This is a genomic window from Micromonospora sp. RTBAU3-60 (assembly GCF_054963695.1).
In genome coordinates, this window is record NZ_JBUEGB010000013.1 from 133,455 (window position 1) to 151,014 (window position 17,560).

Annotated in this window: 13 protein-coding genes; 7 read left to right on the forward strand and 6 right to left on the reverse strand. The window is 73.0% G+C overall.

What is annotated here, in order from left to right; all coding sequences use genetic code 11:
• Positions 1 to 86 precede the first annotated feature (86 nt).
• Positions 87 to 2,477, forward strand: coding sequence for an ATP-binding cassette domain-containing protein (locus ACY34I_RS15775; protein ID WP_462755781.1), 2,391 nt, complete (start codon positions 87 to 89; stop codon positions 2,475 to 2,477).
• A 439-nt stretch (positions 2,478 to 2,916) separates the two neighbouring features.
• On the forward strand, positions 2,917 to 4,767 hold the full coding sequence (locus ACY34I_RS15780; protein ID WP_462755782.1) for a CocE/NonD family hydrolase: 1,851 nt from the start codon (positions 2,917 to 2,919) through the stop codon (positions 4,765 to 4,767).
• 626 nt (positions 4,768 to 5,393) lie between these two features.
• On the opposite strand, the gene ACY34I_RS15785 is transcribed toward ACY34I_RS15780, so the two are convergent.
• Complete coding sequence (locus ACY34I_RS15785; protein WP_462755783.1) at positions 5,394 to 6,161, reverse strand: glucose 1-dehydrogenase; 768 nt, start codon at positions 6,159 to 6,161, stop codon at positions 5,394 to 5,396.
• Positions 6,162 to 6,988: 827 nt separating this feature from the next.
• On the opposite strand from ACY34I_RS15785, the gene ACY34I_RS15790 reads away from it, so the two are divergent.
• Entirely contained in the window at positions 6,989 to 7,999 is a 1,011-nt protein-coding gene (locus tag ACY34I_RS15790) for a tyrosine-type recombinase/integrase (protein ID WP_462755784.1), read from the forward strand.
• Positions 8,000 to 8,049: 50 nt separating this feature from the next.
• On the forward strand, positions 8,050 to 8,250 hold the full coding sequence (locus tag ACY34I_RS15795; RefSeq protein ID WP_148804587.1) for a hypothetical protein: 201 nt from the start codon (positions 8,050 to 8,052) through the stop codon (positions 8,248 to 8,250).
• Between the two features lie 30 nt (positions 8,251 to 8,280).
• Here the strand turns inward: ACY34I_RS15795 and ACY34I_RS15800 are convergent, their stop codons facing one another.
• Both ACY34I_RS15800 and ACY34I_RS15805 read right to left on the reverse strand, forming a co-directional pair.
• Positions 8,281 to 10,023 (reverse strand): ABC transporter permease subunit, encoded by a 1,743-nt coding sequence (locus ACY34I_RS15800; protein WP_462755785.1) that lies wholly within the window; start codon positions 10,021 to 10,023, stop codon positions 8,281 to 8,283.
• Entirely contained in the window at positions 10,020 to 11,507 is a 1,488-nt protein-coding gene (locus tag ACY34I_RS15805; protein ID WP_462755786.1) for an ABC transporter substrate-binding protein, read from the reverse strand. The genes ACY34I_RS15800 and ACY34I_RS15805 overlap by 4 nt, the downstream gene beginning before the upstream one ends.
• A 202-nt stretch (positions 11,508 to 11,709) precedes the next feature.
• On the opposite strand from ACY34I_RS15805, the gene ACY34I_RS15810 reads away from it, so the two are divergent.
• Together ACY34I_RS15810 and ACY34I_RS15815 are read left to right on the forward strand one after the other, a co-directional pair.
• Positions 11,710 to 12,735: a hypothetical protein gene (locus tag ACY34I_RS15810; RefSeq protein ID WP_462755787.1), complete on the forward strand. Its 1,026-nt coding sequence runs from the start codon at positions 11,710 to 11,712 to the stop codon at positions 12,733 to 12,735.
• A gap of 94 nt (positions 12,736 to 12,829) precedes the next feature.
• Positions 12,830 to 13,708, forward strand: a complete 879-nt coding sequence (locus tag ACY34I_RS15815) for a bifunctional 5,10-methylenetetrahydrofolate dehydrogenase/5,10-methenyltetrahydrofolate cyclohydrolase (RefSeq protein ID WP_148801271.1) — start codon at positions 12,830 to 12,832, stop codon at positions 13,706 to 13,708.
• Positions 13,709 to 13,750: 42 nt separating this feature from the next.
• On the opposite strand, the gene ACY34I_RS15820 is transcribed toward ACY34I_RS15815, so the two are convergent.
• The 3 genes from ACY34I_RS15820 to ACY34I_RS15830 all read right to left on the reverse strand — a co-directional run bounded on the left by ACY34I_RS15820 (position 13,751) and on the right by ACY34I_RS15830 (position 16,598).
• A complete protein-coding gene (locus ACY34I_RS15820; protein ID WP_462755788.1) occupies positions 13,751 to 14,779 on the reverse strand; it encodes an alpha/beta hydrolase in 1,029 nt (342 codons plus the stop codon).
• Between the two features lie 2 nt (positions 14,780 to 14,781).
• Positions 14,782 to 15,693: a hypothetical protein gene (locus ACY34I_RS15825; protein ID WP_462755789.1), complete on the reverse strand. Its 912-nt coding sequence runs from the start codon at positions 15,691 to 15,693 to the stop codon at positions 14,782 to 14,784.
• A 125-nt stretch (positions 15,694 to 15,818) separates the two neighbouring features.
• Positions 15,819 to 16,598, reverse strand: a complete 780-nt coding sequence (locus ACY34I_RS15830) for an endonuclease/exonuclease/phosphatase family protein (RefSeq protein ID WP_462755790.1) — start codon at positions 16,596 to 16,598, stop codon at positions 15,819 to 15,821.
• A gap of 186 nt (positions 16,599 to 16,784) precedes the next feature.
• On the opposite strand from ACY34I_RS15830, the gene ACY34I_RS15835 reads away from it, so the two are divergent.
• The gene (locus ACY34I_RS15835; protein ID WP_264998584.1) at positions 16,785 to 17,558 is read left to right on the forward strand and encodes a sulfite exporter TauE/SafE family protein; all 774 of its coding nucleotides are present in this window, start codon (positions 16,785 to 16,787) and stop codon (positions 17,556 to 17,558) included.
• The last annotated feature ends 2 nt before the right edge of the window (positions 17,559 to 17,560 follow it).

Sequence of the window (17,560 nt, forward strand, 5' to 3'; positions counted from 1 at the left end):
CCATCCGACAAGCCACCACCCGCCCACTGACCCGGACGGCGAGGCACCGCCGCTGGCCACGCCGACGGACAACTGATGGAGACACGATGACCACCGCCCCGAGGACCGACACCCGGTCACCCGCGCCGCACGACGCCGACAGCCACGACCTGATCCGCGTGCACGGCGCGCGCGAGAACAACCTCAAGGACGTCAACGTCGAGATCCCGAAGCGCCGGCTGACGGTCTTCACCGGCGTCTCCGGCTCCGGCAAGAGCTCACTGGTGTTCGGCACGATCGCCGCGGAGTCGCAGCGGCTGATCAACGAGACCTACAGCACCTTCGTGCAGGGCTTCATGCCGACGCTCGCCCGCCCCGAGGTCGACGTACTCGAAGGGCTGACCACCGCGATCATCGTCGACCAGGAGCGGATGGGCGCCAACCCCCGCTCGACCGTCGGCACCGTCACCGACGCCAACGCCATGCTGCGCATCCTCTTCAGCCGGCTGGGGCAGCCGCACATCGGCTCGCCCCAGGCCTTCTCCTTCAACGTGGCCTCGGTCAGCGGCAAGGGCGCGGTCACCATCGAACGCGGCGGCGGCAAGACCGTCGAGCGCCGCAGCTTCAGCATCACCGGCGGCATGTGCCCCCGCTGCGAAGGCATGGGCCGCATCTCCGACATCGACCTGTCCCAGCTCTACGACGACTCCAAATCGCTCAACGAAGGCGCGCTCACCATCCCCGGCTACAGCATGGACGGCTGGTACGGCCGCATCTTCACCGGCTGCGGCTTCTTCGACCCGGACAAGCCGATCCGCAAGTACACCAAGAAGGAGCTCCACGACCTCCTCTACAAGGAACCGACCAAGGTCAAGGTCGACGGCATCAACCTCACCTACGAGGGGCTGATCCCGAAGCTGCAGAAGTCGATGCTGTCCAAGGACCGCGAGGCCCTGCAGCCGCACATCCGAGCGTTCGTGGACCGCGCGGTCACCTTCACCACCTGCCCCGACTGCGGCGGCACCCGGCTCAGCGAAGCCGCCCGATCCTCGAAGATCAACGGGACCAGCATCGCCGACGCCTGCGCGATGCAGATCAGCGACCTGGCCGCCTGGCTCCGCGAACTCGACGAGCCGTCGGTGGCGCCGCTGCTCACCGCGCTGCAGCACACCCTCGACTCGTTCGTGAAGATCGGGCTGGGCTACCTCTCGCTCGACCGGTCCTCCGGCACGCTCTCCGGCGGCGAGTCGCAGCGCGTGAAGATGATCCGCCACCTCGGCTCGTCGCTCACCGACGTCACCTACGTGTTCGACGAGCCGACGATCGGGCTGCACCCGCACGACATCCAGCGGATGAACGACCTGCTGCTCCAGTTGCGGAACAAGGGCAACACCGTGCTGGTCGTCGAACACAAGCCGGAGACCATCGCGATCGCCGACCACGTCGTCGACCTCGGCCCCGCCGCCGGCGTCGGCGGCGGCGAGGTGGTGTTCGAGGGCACCGTCGACGGGCTGCGCGCCAGCGGCACCCTCACCGGCCGCCACCTGGACGACCGGGCGTCCCTGAAACCGTCGGTACGGACCCCGTCGGGCATGCTCCCCGTACGCGGCGCCAGCACCCACAACCTGCGCGACGTCGACGTCGACATCCCGCTCGGCGTGCTGGTCGTGGTGACCGGCGTGGCCGGATCGGGCAAGAGTTCGCTGATCCACGGCTCGGTGTCCGGCCGCGAGGGCGTCGTGTCGGTCGACCAGGGCGCGATCAAGGGCTCGCGGCGGAGCAACCCGGCGACGTACACCGGACTGCTCGACCCGATCCGCAAGGCGTTCGCGAAGGCCAACGGTGTGAAGCCCGCGCTGTTCAGCGCCAACTCCGAGGGCGCCTGCCCCACCTGCAACGGCGCCGGCGTCATCTACACCGACCTGGCGATCATGGCCGGCGTCGCCACCATCTGCGAGGAGTGCGAGGGGAAGCGGTTCCAGGCATCGGTGCTCGAGTACCACCTCGGCGGCCGCGACATCAGCGAGGTGCTCGCGATGTCGGTGACCGAGGCCGAGGAGTTCTTCGGCGCCGGCGAGGCCCGCACACCGGCCGCGCACGCCATCCTCAACCGGCTCGCCGACGTCGGACTCGGCTATCTCATCCTCGGCCAGCCGCTCACCACGCTCTCCGGCGGCGAGCGGCAGCGGCTCAAACTGGCCACCCACATGGCCGAGAAGGGCGGCGTCTACGTCCTCGACGAGCCGACCACCGGCCTGCACCTCGCCGACGTGGAGCATCTGCTCGGCCTGCTCGACAGGCTCGTCGACTCCGGCAAGTCGGTCATCGTCATCGAGCACCACCAGGCCGTCATGGCGCACGCCGACTGGATCATCGACCTCGGCCCCGGCGCCGGCCACGACGGCGGCCGGATCGTCTTCGAGGGCACACCCGCCGACCTCGTCGCCGCCCGCTCCACCCTCACGGGCGAACACCTCGCGGCCTACGTCGGCGCCTGACGGGCCTTCCCGGCACCTCGCGTGGCGCTCTCGATCACGACGGGGGAGCAGCGCCGCTGACGCCCGTCCGGGACTCGTGCGGTGCGCCTACCAAGGCGGCTCGTCAGCACACGAGCCGCCTTGGTAGGCGCTCACCTTCGGTGCCCGGTTCCTCATCAGCGGCCCGGCCACCTGCTCGGTCACTCCGAAGGCAGGGGCCAGCGCCGTCACCGTCCGGGACAGGCGCGGGCTCCGGTCGCATCATCAACACCGGAACCGTCGATACCGCACGACATCTGTCGTAACGGGGGAGAGCCTCTCCACTACGGATGGTCATTGACCCACTCGATCAATATCGACCACGCTGTATCAACCATGTGTCTCTGGAGCTGACGGAGGTAGGGACATGGGAGTTGTACGGCGACTGCTAGCCGTCGGAACTGCTGTCGGGGTGGTGATCATGAGTGCGCCCACTTCGGCGAGCGCCACGGCGGACACACCCGGGATCGTGATCGAAAACGGTGTGACGCAACCTGTCTTCTCGTACGGCGAGGCGGTCCAGGAGGTCGTCTACGTCGAGGCGCCGATGGACAGTGACGCCGACGGCCGCCGGGACCTGATCGAGGTCGACGTGATCCGGCCAGCGGAGACCGAAGCGGGCCTGCGGGTGCCCACCATCATGGAGGCCAGCCCGTACTACGGCCGGGACCCCGGCGACCCGCTGCCAGACAAGACCCGCGGATTCCCCGGCTGGTGGGACGAGTACTTCGTCCCCCGGGGCTACGCCGTCGTCCAAGTGGAGATGCAGGGCACCGGGCGGTCCTTCGGCTGCCCGACCACCGGCCGACCCGAGGACACGATCAGCATCAAGGCGGTCGTCGACTGGCTCAACGGCCGCGCGCCGGGCTTCCACCACGACGGCAGCGCGGCGGTCGCCGACTGGAGCACCGGGAACGTGGGGATGCAGGGCGTGTCCTACGTCGGCACCCTGCCCAACGCGGTCGCCACCCAGGGCGTACCCGGCCTGCGGACCGTGGTGCCCATCTCCGCGATCTCCAGCTGGTACCGGTACGTGAACGACCAGGGGATCGCCTGGTCGACCTGGAGCGAGAACGTCAACTCCCGGTACACCGAGTACCTCGCCGACTACGTCTCCGTCGGCCGCACGCTACCGGGTTCGGCGTCGGCGCCGGCCTGCGAGTCGGTCATCACCGGGCTCGGCGACGCCGAGGAGGCCAGCGCCTCCGACTTCACCCCGTTCTGGCAGGAACGGAACTACCTGCCCGACGCCAACAAGATCAAGACAGTGGACACGTCCGTGTTCATGGTGCACGGTCTCACCGATTTCAACGTCAAGACCATGCACTTCGCCGACCTGTGGCGTGAGGTCGAGAAGCGCCAGATGCCGCGCAAGATCTGGCTCCACCGCGGCGCCCACGTGAACCCGACCAGCTTCCGGCTCACAGAGTGGCAGGCGGTCATGCACAGGTGGATGGACCACTGGCTGCACGACATCCCCAACGGGATCATGGACGAGCCGATGGCGGACATCCAGCGCCCCGACGGCACCTGGGAAACCCACTCGACCTGGCCGGACGCCAACGCCGAGAAGGTGGACCTGCGCTTCGGTCCGACGACGGCCGACGCGGCGGGCACCCTGTCGCTCAACGCGCCGAAGGGCAACCCCTCGCAGAGCTTCGTCGACCAGATCGAGTCGCAAACCGTCAAGATCGGTAACGCCGAGCAGACCAAGCCCGGCCGGCTCGCGTACGTGACCCCTCCGCTCACTGCCGACGTACGCCTCTCCGGCACGCCGGAGCTGGCGGTCCGGATGTCGACGACGGCCGAGACGGCGCTGCTGTCGGCCCTCCTCGTCGACTACGGCCCGGGGCCGACCGTCACCGTGGCCGGCAAGGACCCGCTGGAGGTGGTGCAGGAGTCCTGCGAGCCCGAGGACCTGGCCGACCGGACCGGGTGCGCCGAACCGATGGAGGCGAGCGTCGAGATCACGCCGGAGCGCGTCCTGGCCTGGGGCCACATCGACGTGAAGAACTCGCCCGACCTTCGACGGAGCCACGCGCTGACGCCGGGCGAGGAGTACAACGTGCGGTGGAAGACCCTCCCGTCCGAACACGTCATCCCGGCCGGACACCGGATCGGCGTCGTCATCACCGGCAACTACAACGCAAACCCGACGTCCAACCGCCCGGCGCGCGACGCGGCCGCGGTGGGCAGCCAGGTCACCGTGTACCTGAATGGCAGTGCCCTGACGCTTCCCGTCGTCGGGGGCACGGGCCTCCTGGGCTTCTGACCAGGAAGTCCCGTTGTTGACCGCCTGAACGAGCGGGCGGCCCCTCACCAGGGCTGGTAACCGAGGTGAGGGACCGCCCGCAGGTCACGCGTCAGGCCGCCCAGCCCGCGTGTGGGCAACAGTCCGCCGGCGTCGAGAGTGGCCCAGGGCGAATGAGAAGTAACAGCTCAGGTCCCGTGTGACCTGGCCCAACGCCAGATTCGATAATGTACATTATGTCAAGTTCACCGTCACCGGACTGCTCAGCTTCCGCCTGAGGAACATCGGGCAGCATCCGCCTGTACCGCCCTAACGACGCCCCGCCCGGCTGGCCCGCGTTCGGCGCCTCGCTGACGCGGCCGATCCGCTGGGAACTGATCGAGCAGCAGTACGACCAGATGAACGGGGCGCGTGGCGGGTGCTCGACTGATCCTGTGGCGCCCGCGAACTGCCATGGAGCTTTGTCCGAGCCCGGACGCGCGATCGCAATCCACGTCACTTCACGGTGTATCCGCCGTCGACGACGAGTGCCTCTCCCGACGCCGTATAGCCCCCTCACGCACATCCGTCGTACTGCTGCCTCTGCTTCGGCATGAGCCCCAACTTCCCGTGCAGCCACGTCTCTACGCTATGAGCGGAGGCTCACATCAGTGGGCGGTGAAGCCACCATCGACGGGGAGAGCTGTTCCGGTGACGAAGCTGGCGCCGGGGCTGCACAGCCACAGGACCGCTGCTGCGACCTCGTCCGCTCTCCCCAGTCGGCCGATGGGCTGTTCCTTGAGGATCCCGGCCATGGCCTCGGCCTGGTTCTCGACCATGTCGGCGACCATCGGGGTGTCGATGACGCCGGGGCACACGGCGTTGATGCGGATGCCCCGGGGCGCGTACTCGACCGCGGCGCTGCGGGTCAGGCCGATGACGCCGTGCTTGGAGGCGTGGTAGGCCGCACGCTCGGGCAGCCCGACGAGCCCGCCCAGGGATGAGCAGTTGACGATGGCGCCACTGCCCTGCTCTCGCATCTGTCGCAGTTCGTGTTTCATCGCCGCCCAGACGCCGCGCAGGTTGACGGCGTTGACCCGGTCGAAGGAGTCGGCCGTCTCGTCGGCCGCGTCGGTCGGCGGCACCTGGATGCCGGCGTTGTTGAACGCCATGTCCAGGCGGCCGTACTCCGTCACCGCGCGCCGCACTGCCGCTTCCACTTGCTGTTCGTCGGTGACGTCGCAGACGACACCGATCGCCCGCCGCCCGCGGCCGGTGATCTCCTCGGCTGCGTTGTGTACGGCATCGTGGTCGAGGTCGGCCAGAACCACGGCGGCGCCGGAGTCGGCGAAGGCACTGGCTGCGGCCAGGCCCATGCCGGAGGCGGCGCCGGTGACCAGGGCCACCTGCCCGGAGAAGTCGTAGGTGGGACTCACTTTTGCTCCTTCATCATCACCGGGGTGACGTAAGTGGGTGGTCGTATCGACGAGTTCCGTCGCTGCGGCGAGGCGCGATGCGCAGCTCATCGGCAGTCGCGATGCGTTCCAACTCGTCGGTGTTCCACGTGCTCATGGCGGAGATTCCTTCACTGCGCGAGGTCGTGGGGAGAGCTGTTCACCTGCCCACGAGACCCATGTGGTGCTCGTTGCAGCGATCGCCGCGGGCGCCCGCCCGCGCCCCAGTGCGTCGAGGTCCGCGATCTCGTCTGCGGACAGAGCGACATGCGTGGCTTCGACGTTCTCCCGGACGCGCTCGGTGCGGTCGAGCGCCAAGAAGGCTCACCGTGACCAGGCTGCGGTCCCCGCGGCGACAGGCCGGGGCGCTCCCAGAAGTCGCCGATGAGCACATTGTCGGTGACCTCGACCAGCTTCGGTGCGACCTCCACCAGTTTCCCGCGGTGCAGTCTGCTTCGCCATGTGATGACTCCCTGGGGTGGTACGCATACGTTCCGGACGGCCCACGCACTGCGCGTGCAGCAGGCCCGTCCCGCGGCCGCAGACAGTTCCGAACCCGTCCGGGGTGGCTGACCGCGTACCGCCGGTATCGAGGAAACAGCAGGACACGCGCGTGTGCCAGGTGCTGTCGTGACACGTACTGGCAGAACACCCCAGTCGGCCCTACGGCTGTCTCAGCCAGGCCGCCGCAGCGGCGAGCGCGCCATCACGCCGCTACTTTGCGGCTGGTGTCTGAGCTGTGAACCAGGCTGCCCCGCTCCCCCTTCCGAGGCGTGACCGGAACCCGAAAATCATGCATAATATGCCTTATGCATGACAAACCGGACGAGTCGGTAGGGCTACTGATCGAGGAGTTCCTGACCGCCCGGGCCACCCGCAAGCCCTCCCCCCACACCCTGGCGGCGTACCGGCGGGACCTCACCACCGTCGCGGCCCTGGTCGGCGAGGACGAGGCCACTCCCCTCCCCCTCGATCAACTGCCGATCACCGCCCTCTCCCCCCGCGTGATGCGGGCGGCGTTCGCCCGGTTCGCCGCCCCGCGCGCGGCCGCCTCCGTACACCGGGCCTGGTCCACCTGGAACAGCTTCTTCACGTTCCTGGTGGCGGAGGGGGTCGTACCGGGAAATCCGATGCCGGCGGTGGGGCGGCCTCGCACCCCGCTCCCCCAGCCCAAGCCGCTGCGCGGCGAGGACACCCCGGAGGAACTCCTCACGGCGGTTACCCGGGACCACGGCCGGCAGCGCGACCCGTGGCCGGAGCGTGACCTCGCGGTGCTGTCCCTGGCGCTGTGTGCCGGGCTGCGCCTGTCGGAGCTGCTGGCGTTGCGGGTGGCGTCGCTGGCCGGGCGGCCCGGCGAGCGGCGGGTGGACGTGGCCGGCAAGGGTGGGCGCCCGCGGACGGTGCCGATCGAGGCGGGTCTGGACCGGGTGCTGGCGGACTACCTGGACAGTCGGCGGCGCCGGTTCGGCGCGCGCAGCGTGCGGCCGGATTCGCCGTTGCTGGTGGATCGGCGGGGTGAGCCGTTGCGTCGGGGTGGGCTGCAGTATCTGGTGGAGTCCTGTTATCGGCGGGCCGGTATTGGTGATCGGGTGCCGCGGGGGGCGCGGTTGCACGCGTTGCGGCATACGTTCGCGACTCGGTTGGCGGAGGACGGGGCGAGCGCGGCGGAGATCATGCGGTTGCTGGGGCATGCGTCGTTGGCGTCGTCGCAGACGTACATCGAGGTGACGGCGGGTCAGCAGCGGGCGGCGGTGCGGTCGAACCGGACGAATCGTGCGTTGGTGGCGCTGGTGGGTGTTCGAGGTGTCGATGCGGGGTGAGGTTCGCCCGTTCGGGGTGTGGTCGGGCGTGGGGGCGTGATGCTGCAGCTATGCGTGACGTAGCTGATGTTCCGATCGTGGGTGGGCCGGCCGACGGGCGTACCGCGACGGTGGAGCTGGACGATCGCGGGGACCCGCCGGCCGAGTTGCACCCGGGTGAGGTCGACGTGGTCGGTGACGGCCTGTACGTGCGGGAGCCGGTGGTCGGTGCGGGGCCGCCGTGGACGTACCACTGGCAGGCGACCGCCTGACCGGGCGGGCCGGGGTGTTCGTCTCGCCGGTCAGGTGGCGGTGGCGGGTTTCTGACGGGTCCGGCGCGTGCGGATCGCGGTGGCGGTGGTGACGGCGAACGCGCCGAGCAGTGCCAGCGCGGCGGCGGGGGCGAGCGCGGCCCAGGGGGCGCGTTCGACGTAGGGCATGGCCTCGGCGAGTAGGAGTCCCCATTCGGGGGTGGGTGGCTGGGCGCCGAGCCCGACGAAGCCGAGGGAGGCGATCGCCAGTGCGATGCCGGGCAGGCGTAGGACGGCGTGGCGGGTGACCAGGGGCAGCACCCCGGGCAGCACGTGGGTGCGGAGGATGCGGGCGGGGCTGGCTCCGAGCATCCGGCTGGCCTGTACGTGGCCGCTGCCGTGTTCCTCGCGGACGAGGGCCGCGGTGTGGGCGGCCAGGGGTGCCCAGGCGGTGGCGGCGATGGCGATGGCGGCGCCGGCGGTGCTGGGCCCGAGCGCCGCGGCGACCAGCAGGCCGGCGATCACGGGTGGCAGGGTGTTGGCGACCTCGATGGCGCCGGTGGACAGTCGTGGGAGCAGGCCGGCGGCCAGGCCGGTGAGCAGGGCGGCGGCGCCGACGGCGGCGGCGGTGCCGAAGGTGTGCAGGGCGCCGTGGCCGAGGCGGGCGAGGACGTCGCGGCCGAGCGCGTCGTGGCCGAATGGGGCGTCGAGGGTGGGCCCGGCCAGTCGGAGGTGCAGGTCGACGGCGGTCGGGTCTCCGGTGAGCCCGGCCAGGGTGGTGGTCACGAGCAGGCCGCCGAGTGTTGCCGGGAGGAGCCAGCGGCGGCGGTGGGTGGGCGGGTTCGGTGGCGGTGGTGGGGTGAGCGCCGCGGCGGTGTGGGCCGGCCCGAGGGCCAGCTGGTGCGCGGCGGCGGCGAGGCCGCTCGCCGTGGTCGCGACGGCGAGCAGCATCAGCACGGCGCCCTGTAGCAGGGGCAGGTCCTGGGCGGTGGCGGCGCCGAGCGCGACGCGGCCGAGTCCGGGGATCGCGAAGAGGATCTCCACGGCGACGGCGCCGCCGACCAGGCCGACGACGACGAGGGCGAGTTGCGGGAACAGCGGGGGTAGGCAGCGGCGCAGGGCGCCGTGGGCGAGGGTTCGCCAGGGCAGGCCGGCGGCGCGCCAGGTGCGCGCCCACGGCTCCCGGTACGCCCCGGGCAGCGCGTCGTCGGCGAGTCGGCCGAGCAGCCCGCCGGCCGGGATGCCGAGGGCGAGCGCGGGCAGTACGAGGTGTGCGGGTGTCGACCAGCCGAACGGTGGCAGCCACCGTAGCCAGACCGCCCCGATGAGCAGCAGCAGCGTGCCGAGCAGGAATTCGGGTACGGCGGCGAGGGCGGCGCCGGTTGCGCCGGCGCGGGGTTGGGTGTGTCCGCGTAGGAGGCGGCGGCTGGTGAGCAGGGCGGCGATGGTGAGGGCGACGGTGAGGGCGGCGCCCATGAGGGTCAGCGACACTGCCAGGGCCTGCCACACGGTGGGTGCGACGGGGTGGCCGGTCACCCAGGAGGTGCCGAGGTCGCCGTGGGTGAGTCCGGTGAGCCAGCGGTGGGACAGCGCCAGCGGGCCGTCGTCGAGGTGCAGCCGGTCGCGGATCGCGGTGAGCGCGGCGGGGTCGGGTTCGCGTTCGCCGTACTGGGCGCGCAGGATGCTCAGCGCGGGGTCGCGGCCGGACAGCCAGGGCAGCATGCTGATCAGGGTGAGCAGGGCGGCGGTCGCGGCGAGTCGGGAGACGGCGGTCAGGGTGCGGTTGCTGTTCATCGGGTGACGCGGGTGGTGAGGCCGATGAGCAGTCGCTCGCGGGGGTCGAACACGGCGTCGATGACGCCGGGCCGGTTGCCCTGGATGACGCGTTCGTGCAGCAGTGGCACGGCGGCGTCGGTTTCCAGGATGGTTTTCTCGGCGGCGAGGATCCGGGCGCGTCGGGCGGTGAGGTCGGCTTCCGCGCCGGCCCGGGCGACGGCTCGGTCGACGGCGGGGTCGCACAATTGGGCGAGGTTGAAGCCGCCGTGGCAGGTGAAGTCGCTGGTCAGGTAGGCGACGGGGTCTCCGGAGTCGAGCATGGTGGCGCGGGAGAGGATGAACGCGTCGAAGCGGCCGGCGAGGGCGTCGGTCTCGATGTGGGCGTATTCGCGGACCACCTGCCGCACGGTGAAGCCGGCGGCCTGTAGGTGTTGGGCGAGGGTGGCGGCGACTTCGGGAAGTTCGGGGCGGTCGCTGAAGGTGGCCAGCACGATCGTTCGGCCGGGCGCGGGGGCGGCGGGGTGCTGGGCGCGGGTGGGGCGGGCGGCGGTCCAGGGCAGGGCGGGTCCGAGCAGCCCGACTGCGGGGTCGGCGCGGTTTTCGTACACCCCGCGGACGAGGTCGTCGCGGCGGACCGCGGCGCGGGCGGCGGCGCGGATGGCGGGGTCGGTGAAGGGGCCGCGTCGGGTGTTGAGGTAGAGGGTGTTGGTGCGTGGCATCGCCACCTCGCGGTAGGTGTCGGTGGTGAGCAGCGCCGCCTGGGCGGCGGGTACCGCCTCGACGATGTCGGCGGCGCCGGTGCGTAGCGCGGCGGTGCGGGCGGTGCCGTCGGGGACGAAGGCGACGTCGATGCCCGGCGCGGCGGCGCGTCCGGCCCAGTGCCCGGGGAAGCGGTCGAGGGTGGCGCCCTGGGTGCCGTTGAGGTGGGTGAGCACGAACGGGCCGGTGCCGGCCTGCCGCGGGTCGACGGTGTCGCCGGTGTACGCCTTCGCGGCGAGGATGGACAGTTGCGGGCTGGACAGGCGCTGCGGCAGCAGCGGATCCGGTGTTCCGGTCCGCGCGACGAGGGTGGTGGGGCCGTCGGGTGCGACGGTCAGGTCGACGCCGTCGAGGATGCGGGGTTTCGGTCGGGCGGTCGCCGCCCGGGTGATGGAGGCGGCGGCGCGTTCGGCGTCGAGGGTGGTGCCGTCGTGGAAGCGGACGCCGGCGCGCAGCGCGAACCGCCAGGTCCGGTCGTCGGTGCGGGACCAGGACACGGCCAGGGACGGCTGGGGTGCGCCGTCGGCGTCGAGGGTGGTGAGGGCTTCGGCGACGCCGAGGCGGGAGAGTTTGAAGGCGTCGTCGCTGAGTGGGGACAGCGCGGCGCGGGGTGGCAGCAGCATCACCACGCGCAGCCGCTGCCCGGTGGGGTGGTTCGGGGCGGGGCCGGCGAGGCAGCCGGCGGCGGCGAGCGTGACGAGCGCGGAGGAGATGGCGATGGTGCGTCGGATCGGATGTGGCATGGGCCTTCCTCAAGGTGGGGAACGGCCCGCAGCATAGTTGCTATCGGTTGTCATTTTCATATCGTCTGGACGGCATGGGTACGACCGGCCGGCAGTCGCGCCGGTGCCGGGGCTCGCTGAGGGCCGCGGAGGGCCGGCCCGACTAGGCCGGGTCTCGTAGGGCGTGGCCATCGGCCGGCCGCGCCGTGGCAGCATCGGCGGGATGCGGGTGGGTGCGGCGCGGGCGGTGGCGGTCGACTGGGTACGCGAGCGGATGCGCCGTGACCCGGCCGTGCGGGGCGCGTTGTTCAGCGGCTCGACCGTGGCGCTGCCGGACACGGCGACGCTGCCGGCGTCGTCCGATGTGGACGTGCTGCTGGTGCGCGACGAGTCGGGCGCGAAGCTGGGCAAGTTCCGCCACCGCGGGGTGCTGCTGGAGGTCACCGAGCTGACCTGGGCGGACCTGGGGTCGGCCGACGACGTGCTCGGGTCGTGGGTGTTCGCGCCGCTGTTCCGTACGGACACGGTGATCGCGGACCCGACGGGCCGGCTGGCGGCGATCCGGGAGCGGGTGGCGGCGGGGTTCGCCGATCCGGGGTGGGTGCGGCGGCGGTGCGCCGGGCTGCGCCGGCGCGTCGAGGACGGGCTGCGGCGGCTGGACGACGCGGCGCCGCCGCACGCGCAGGTGACGGCGTGGTTGTTCCCCACCTCGCTGACGGCGCTGCTGCCGGTGGTGGCGGCGCGGCGGGACCCGACGGTACGCCGCCGGTACGTGCTGGCGCGGCAGGTGCTGGCCGAGCACGGGCTGTCCGCCCGGTACCGGGAACTGCTCGGCTGGCTGGACGGTGGCGGGGTGTCCCCCGCCCGGATGCGGGAGCACCTGAACCGGCTGGCGGAGACGTTCGACGAGGCGGCGCGGGTGGCGCGGACGCCGTTCGCCTTCCGCGCGGACATCACCGCGGCGGCGCGGCCGGTGGTGGTGGACGGTGGCGCGGAGCTGGTCGCGGCGGGCGCGCACCGGGAGGCGATGTTCTGGATCGTGGCGACGTACGCCCGCTGCCACACCATCCTGGCCGCCGACGCGCCGCAGCGGGAGGTGGCGTTGCGGCCGGCGTTCGAGGCGGCGGTGGCGGACCTGGGGGTGGCGTCGGCGGCCGACCGGCGGCGGCGGGCCGACGAGGTGCTGGCGGCCCTGCCCGGCTGGTGGGAGGTGTCGCGTGCGATCGGCGGGTGGGATGTGGCAGGCTGAGCGCAGACGCGACTGGCGGCACGGGGATGGCAGCAACTATCGGGGAGCTCGTCGCGGGGGTCGACCGCCTGGGCCTCCGCGGGCGAGGTGAGCCATGTCTTCTGCGGGTACGACGGCCCGGATTCTGTCCGGCAAGCCGGTGGCCGACCAGGTGTTGGCCGAGGTCACCGAGGCCGTTCAGGCGTTGCGCGCCGCCGGGGTGACCCCGGCGCTGGCGACGGTGCTGGTGGGTGACGACGACGCCAGCGCCGGCTACATCCGGATCAAGCAGCGGCAGGCGGCGGAGCTGGGGTTCGTGTCCCCGCACGTGCACCTGCCGGCGTCGGCGTCGCAGGCGGATCTGCACGCGGTGCTGGCGGACTTCAACGCCGACAAGGACGTGCACGGGGTGCTGGTGCAGCATCCGATCCCGGGGCATCTGGACTACGACCGGGCGTTGCAGGTCCTCGACCCGGACAAGGACGTCGACGGGATGCATCCGGTGAACATGGGCCGGCTGGCGTTGGGCCTGCCGGGTCCGCTGCCGTGCACGCCGGCGGGCATCGAGGCGCTGCTGGCGTACCACGGGGTGCCGGTGTCGGGTCGTGAGGTGGTGATCCTGGGCCGGGGCGCCACGTTGGGTCGGCCGCTGGCGATGCTGCTGGCGCAGAAGCGGCCGACGGCGAACGCGGCGGTGACGGTGGTGCACACCGGGGTGGCGGACTGGCCCCGCTACACCCGGCGGGCGGAGATCCTGGTGGCGGCGGCGGGCGTGCCGGGCATCATCCAGCCGGAGCACGTGCGTCCGGGCGCGGTGGTGGTCGGCGGCGGCGTCCGCTACGAGGGGCGGCGTCTGCTGCCGGACGTGGACGAGTCGTGTGCCGCGGTGGCGGGGGCGATCACGCCGCGGGTCGGCGGGGTGGGTCCGACGACGGTGGCGATGCTGTTCCGCAACGCGGTGCGCGCGGCGGAGCGGGCGGCCGGGATGGCCTGAGGCCGACCGGCACCGCGCCGCGCCGGGTGGCGGCGGCGCCGCTCAGGCGACGGGGCGGCCCAGCCAACCGGAGAGCCAGTCGAAGGCCGGGTCCTCGGCGGCTTCCCAGACGGACATGCTGTGGCCGCCCCCGTCGACGTAGGTGGTGGTGACGGTCAGCGGCGGCCGGGCGAGCCGGCGCAGGGCCTCGGCGTCGTGGTGGGCGGTGCGGTCGGCGCGGCCGCTGGACAGGTAGAGGGCGACGGCGGGTGGGGGCAGGTGCCGCAGCCGCCACCGGTCGTCGTTGAGGGTGTGTTCGCTGCCGTCGCCGATGGTGATGCCGGGGTCGGCGTAGCCGGAGAGGCTGGCGGCGGCGGCGTACCGGTCGGGGTGGCGCAGGGCGAGGTTGGTGGCGCAGTAGCCGCCGGCGGAGTAGCCGATCAGCCCCCAGCCGGCGCGGTCGGTGCGCACCCGCAGTTGGGCTTCGGCGGCGGCGGGCACGTCGACGGTGAGGAACGTCTCGGCCTGCGGCCCGCCGACCAGGTTGGTGCATTCGGTGTCCAGCAGCGGGCTGGGCGTCTGCGGGGGGAACAGCACGACGGTGGGCGCCATCCGGCCCGCGGTGATCTCCTGGTCGAGGTGCCGGGCCGCGGCGAGGCGGTTGAGCCAGGCGGCGGGTGAGCCGGGGTAGCCGTGCAGCGCCTCGACGACGGGGAACCGTTGGGTGTCCTGCCGGTCGTAGGCGGCCGGCAGGTAGGCGGGGACGCGCAGGGTGAGGCCGCTGGCGGCGCCGGCGACGGTGAGGGTGACCAGCCGTCCCCCGCCGTGACCGGCGGCGGGTGCGGCGGCGCTGGTGGTGGCGACGGGGTCGCGGCCGAGCAGCGCCGACCAGCTGGTCCAGGTGTCGACCTGCCGGTTGACCCAGATCCCGGCGGCGGCGCCGGCGGTGAGCAGGCACAGCAGCGCGGTGGCGGCACGCACGGCGGCGCGGCGGACGCCGGCGCCGCGGTCCCAGAGCGCGGACAGCAGCACCGCGGCGGCCACCGCGGCGGTGGTGGCGGTCAGCGCGGCGGCGAGGCTGTCGGGACCCACGGTCAGCCTCCGGTGCTCGGCGAGCCGGCCTGCGGGGGCGGTGGGATCAGCGGCGCCGGCCCGTCCAGAGGTACGGGCGTCTGCCGGCACGCCCAGCGCAGGGCGACGGCGAGCCGGTCGGCGGGGCGGCCGGGGTGGTGGGTGGACGCGCCGATGACGGCGACGGTCTCCGTGGCGGGCAGGTCGGCCGGGACGGCCAGGCCGGTGGGCTCCGGCGCGTCGTCGACGAGGGCGAGGGCGGGATAGCGGGCGGGTGCGGCGCGCACGACGTCCCGGGCGAGCCCGGCCAGGTCGGCCGGGGCGATCAGCGCCCAGCTGTGGCTGGTGACCCGCAGGTCGCGGGCGAGGCCGGCGGGCAGGGCCTCGGTGAGCACGGTCCGCCCGGCGCCGGGCCGCAGGTGGGTGAACACGACGATCACCGGCCCGGTGTCCTGCTCGACCGTGCGGGCGGCGGTGACCTCCCCGGGGCCGGTGGTGTGGTCGGCGAGGACGGCGATCACCGGGTACCGCCGGGTGGGGTGCTGCGGGTAGTCGGCGGGGACGACGACGGTGGGGGCGGCGGTGACCGGCCAGCGGCCGCCGCGCGGCGGGTGCCACGGAAACGCGACGGGGGCGGTGGGAGTCGGACTCCGGCTGGCGAGCCAGCGGTCGAGGCGCCCGGCCCGGGCGGGTTCGGTGTCGTGGCGGCCGGTGCCCGCGGGCAGCAGGTCACCCCAGGTGGGATAGAACTGTTCGGCCCGGTTGACCGCGAGGCCGACGGCCAGCAGGGCGAGCACCTCGGTGAGCAGGACGGCGGCTGCTCGGGTGAGGGCCCGGCCGCGGCCACGGCGGTGCCAGGTGCGGGCGGTGACGACGGCGGCGCCGACGGCGAGGACGGCGACCGCGGTGAGCAGCGGCAGGCCGGTCAGCGACATGGCTGGCCCCTCCCCTCGTCCTCCCATCGCTATCACGGGCGCCGGGCCGACCGGACAGGATTCGGTGTTCCGTCGCACCCGGGCACAGCCGACGGTAGGGGCGGTGGCTGGGGGTTTGCTGCGAGCTAGCCGACGTCGACCAGCAGCGGCCGGTGGTCGGAGATGGTCGACAGCGGGGTGTGCACGGCGGTGACGGGCGGCAGGCGGTCCCGGCCCTGCCGGTCGGCGAGGATGTGGTCGAGCTGCACGCGGGGCTGCCCGGCCGGGTAGGTGGCGTGCCGGCCGAGGGGACGCCACCGGGACAGCAGGGCGGCGGGGCCGGCGGGCAGGTTCAGGTCGCCGAGCAGGATCCGCGGGGCGGGCAGGGTGCGCAGCGCCCGCACCACGCGGCGCAGTTGCAGGACGTTCCAGCCGGGGACGAAGGACAGGTGGGTGGCGGCGACGGTGAGCGGCCCGTACGGGGTGTCCAGCACGGCGGCGAGGACCACCCGGGGTTCGTCGCGCAGCAGCACCAGCCCGCCGCCGGGGCCGGGAACGTAGACCGGGGAGCGGACGGGGGCGGGACGCAGCCGGGTGACCTGCCAGGAGCGCACCGGGTGGCGGCTGACCAGCCCGACGCCGTAGCAGGGTTCGCCGTGCCCGTCGTCGTCGTGGGTCAGCGGGCGGAACGCTTCGCCGGGGGTGCCGACGACGGCGGCGGCGAACCGGTGTTCGGGGGCGTCGAGGGCGCGGGCGGCGATCGCGGTGAGGTCGAGGTTGCCGCTGCGGGACTGGTCGCGGTCGACCTCCTGCAGGGCGAGGACGTCGGCGTCGAGTGCGGTGACGGCGGCGGCCAGCCGGTCGGGGTCGACGAGTCCGTCGGTGAGGGACCGGCCGTGCAGCAGATTGAACGTGGCCAGGCGCACCTGGACACCCTACGACGCCGTGGCAGGCTTGCCGGGTGCTCAAGGCGTTGGTCTGTTCGATCCTGGTGTTCGTGGCGGTGGCGGCGGCCGGTCTGTGGTTGCGGCGGCTGCGGGGCCGCTGAGCGGCGGTGAGCCTGGCCACAGCGGCTCTCGTCGGGGCGGTGGGGGTCGGCAGAATGGCCGCCCGTGGACCCCCTGTCGTTGACCACCCTGCTGACCGCGGCCGCCATGGCGGGCTGGGTGGACGCGGTGGTCGGCGGCGGTGGCCTGTTGCTGTTGCCGGCGCTGCTGGTGGCCGCTCCGGGTGTGCCGGTGGCGACGGCGTTGGGCACGAACAAGCTGGCCGCGATCTTCGGCACGTCCACCGCCGCGGCGACGTACGCGCGGCGCACCAAGCTGGACTGGGCGGTGGCCGGGCCGGCCGCGGGGTTGGCGGTGCTGACCGCCGGGCTGGGCGCGGCCCTGGCGGGGGCGGTGCCGGCGGGCGCGTACCGGCCGGTGGTGCTGGTGGTGCTGGTCGCGGTGGCGGTGTTCGTGCTGACCCGGCCACGGCTGGGGGTGGTGTCGCAGCCGCACCGGCGTACGCCGGCGCGGGTGACGGCCGCGGTGGCGGTGGCCGGGGTCGGCATCGCCCTCTACGACGGGCTGATCGGCCCGGGCACGGGCACCTTCCTGGTGCTGGCGTTCACCGCGCTGATCGGCGCGGACTTCGTGCACGGTTCGGCGCTGGCGAAGGTGGTCAACGCGGGCACGAACCTGGGCGCGCTGGTGGTGTTCGCGGCGACCGGGCACGTGTGGTGGCTGCTCGGTGCGGGGATGGCGGTGTGCAACGTCGCCGGCGCCGCGCTGGGCGCGCGGATGGCGCTGCGGCGCGGCGCCGGCTTCGTGCGGGTGGTGCTGCTGGTCGTGGTGCTGGCCCTGGTGGCGAAGCTGGGCTACGACCAGTGGCGGGCGGCCTGAGC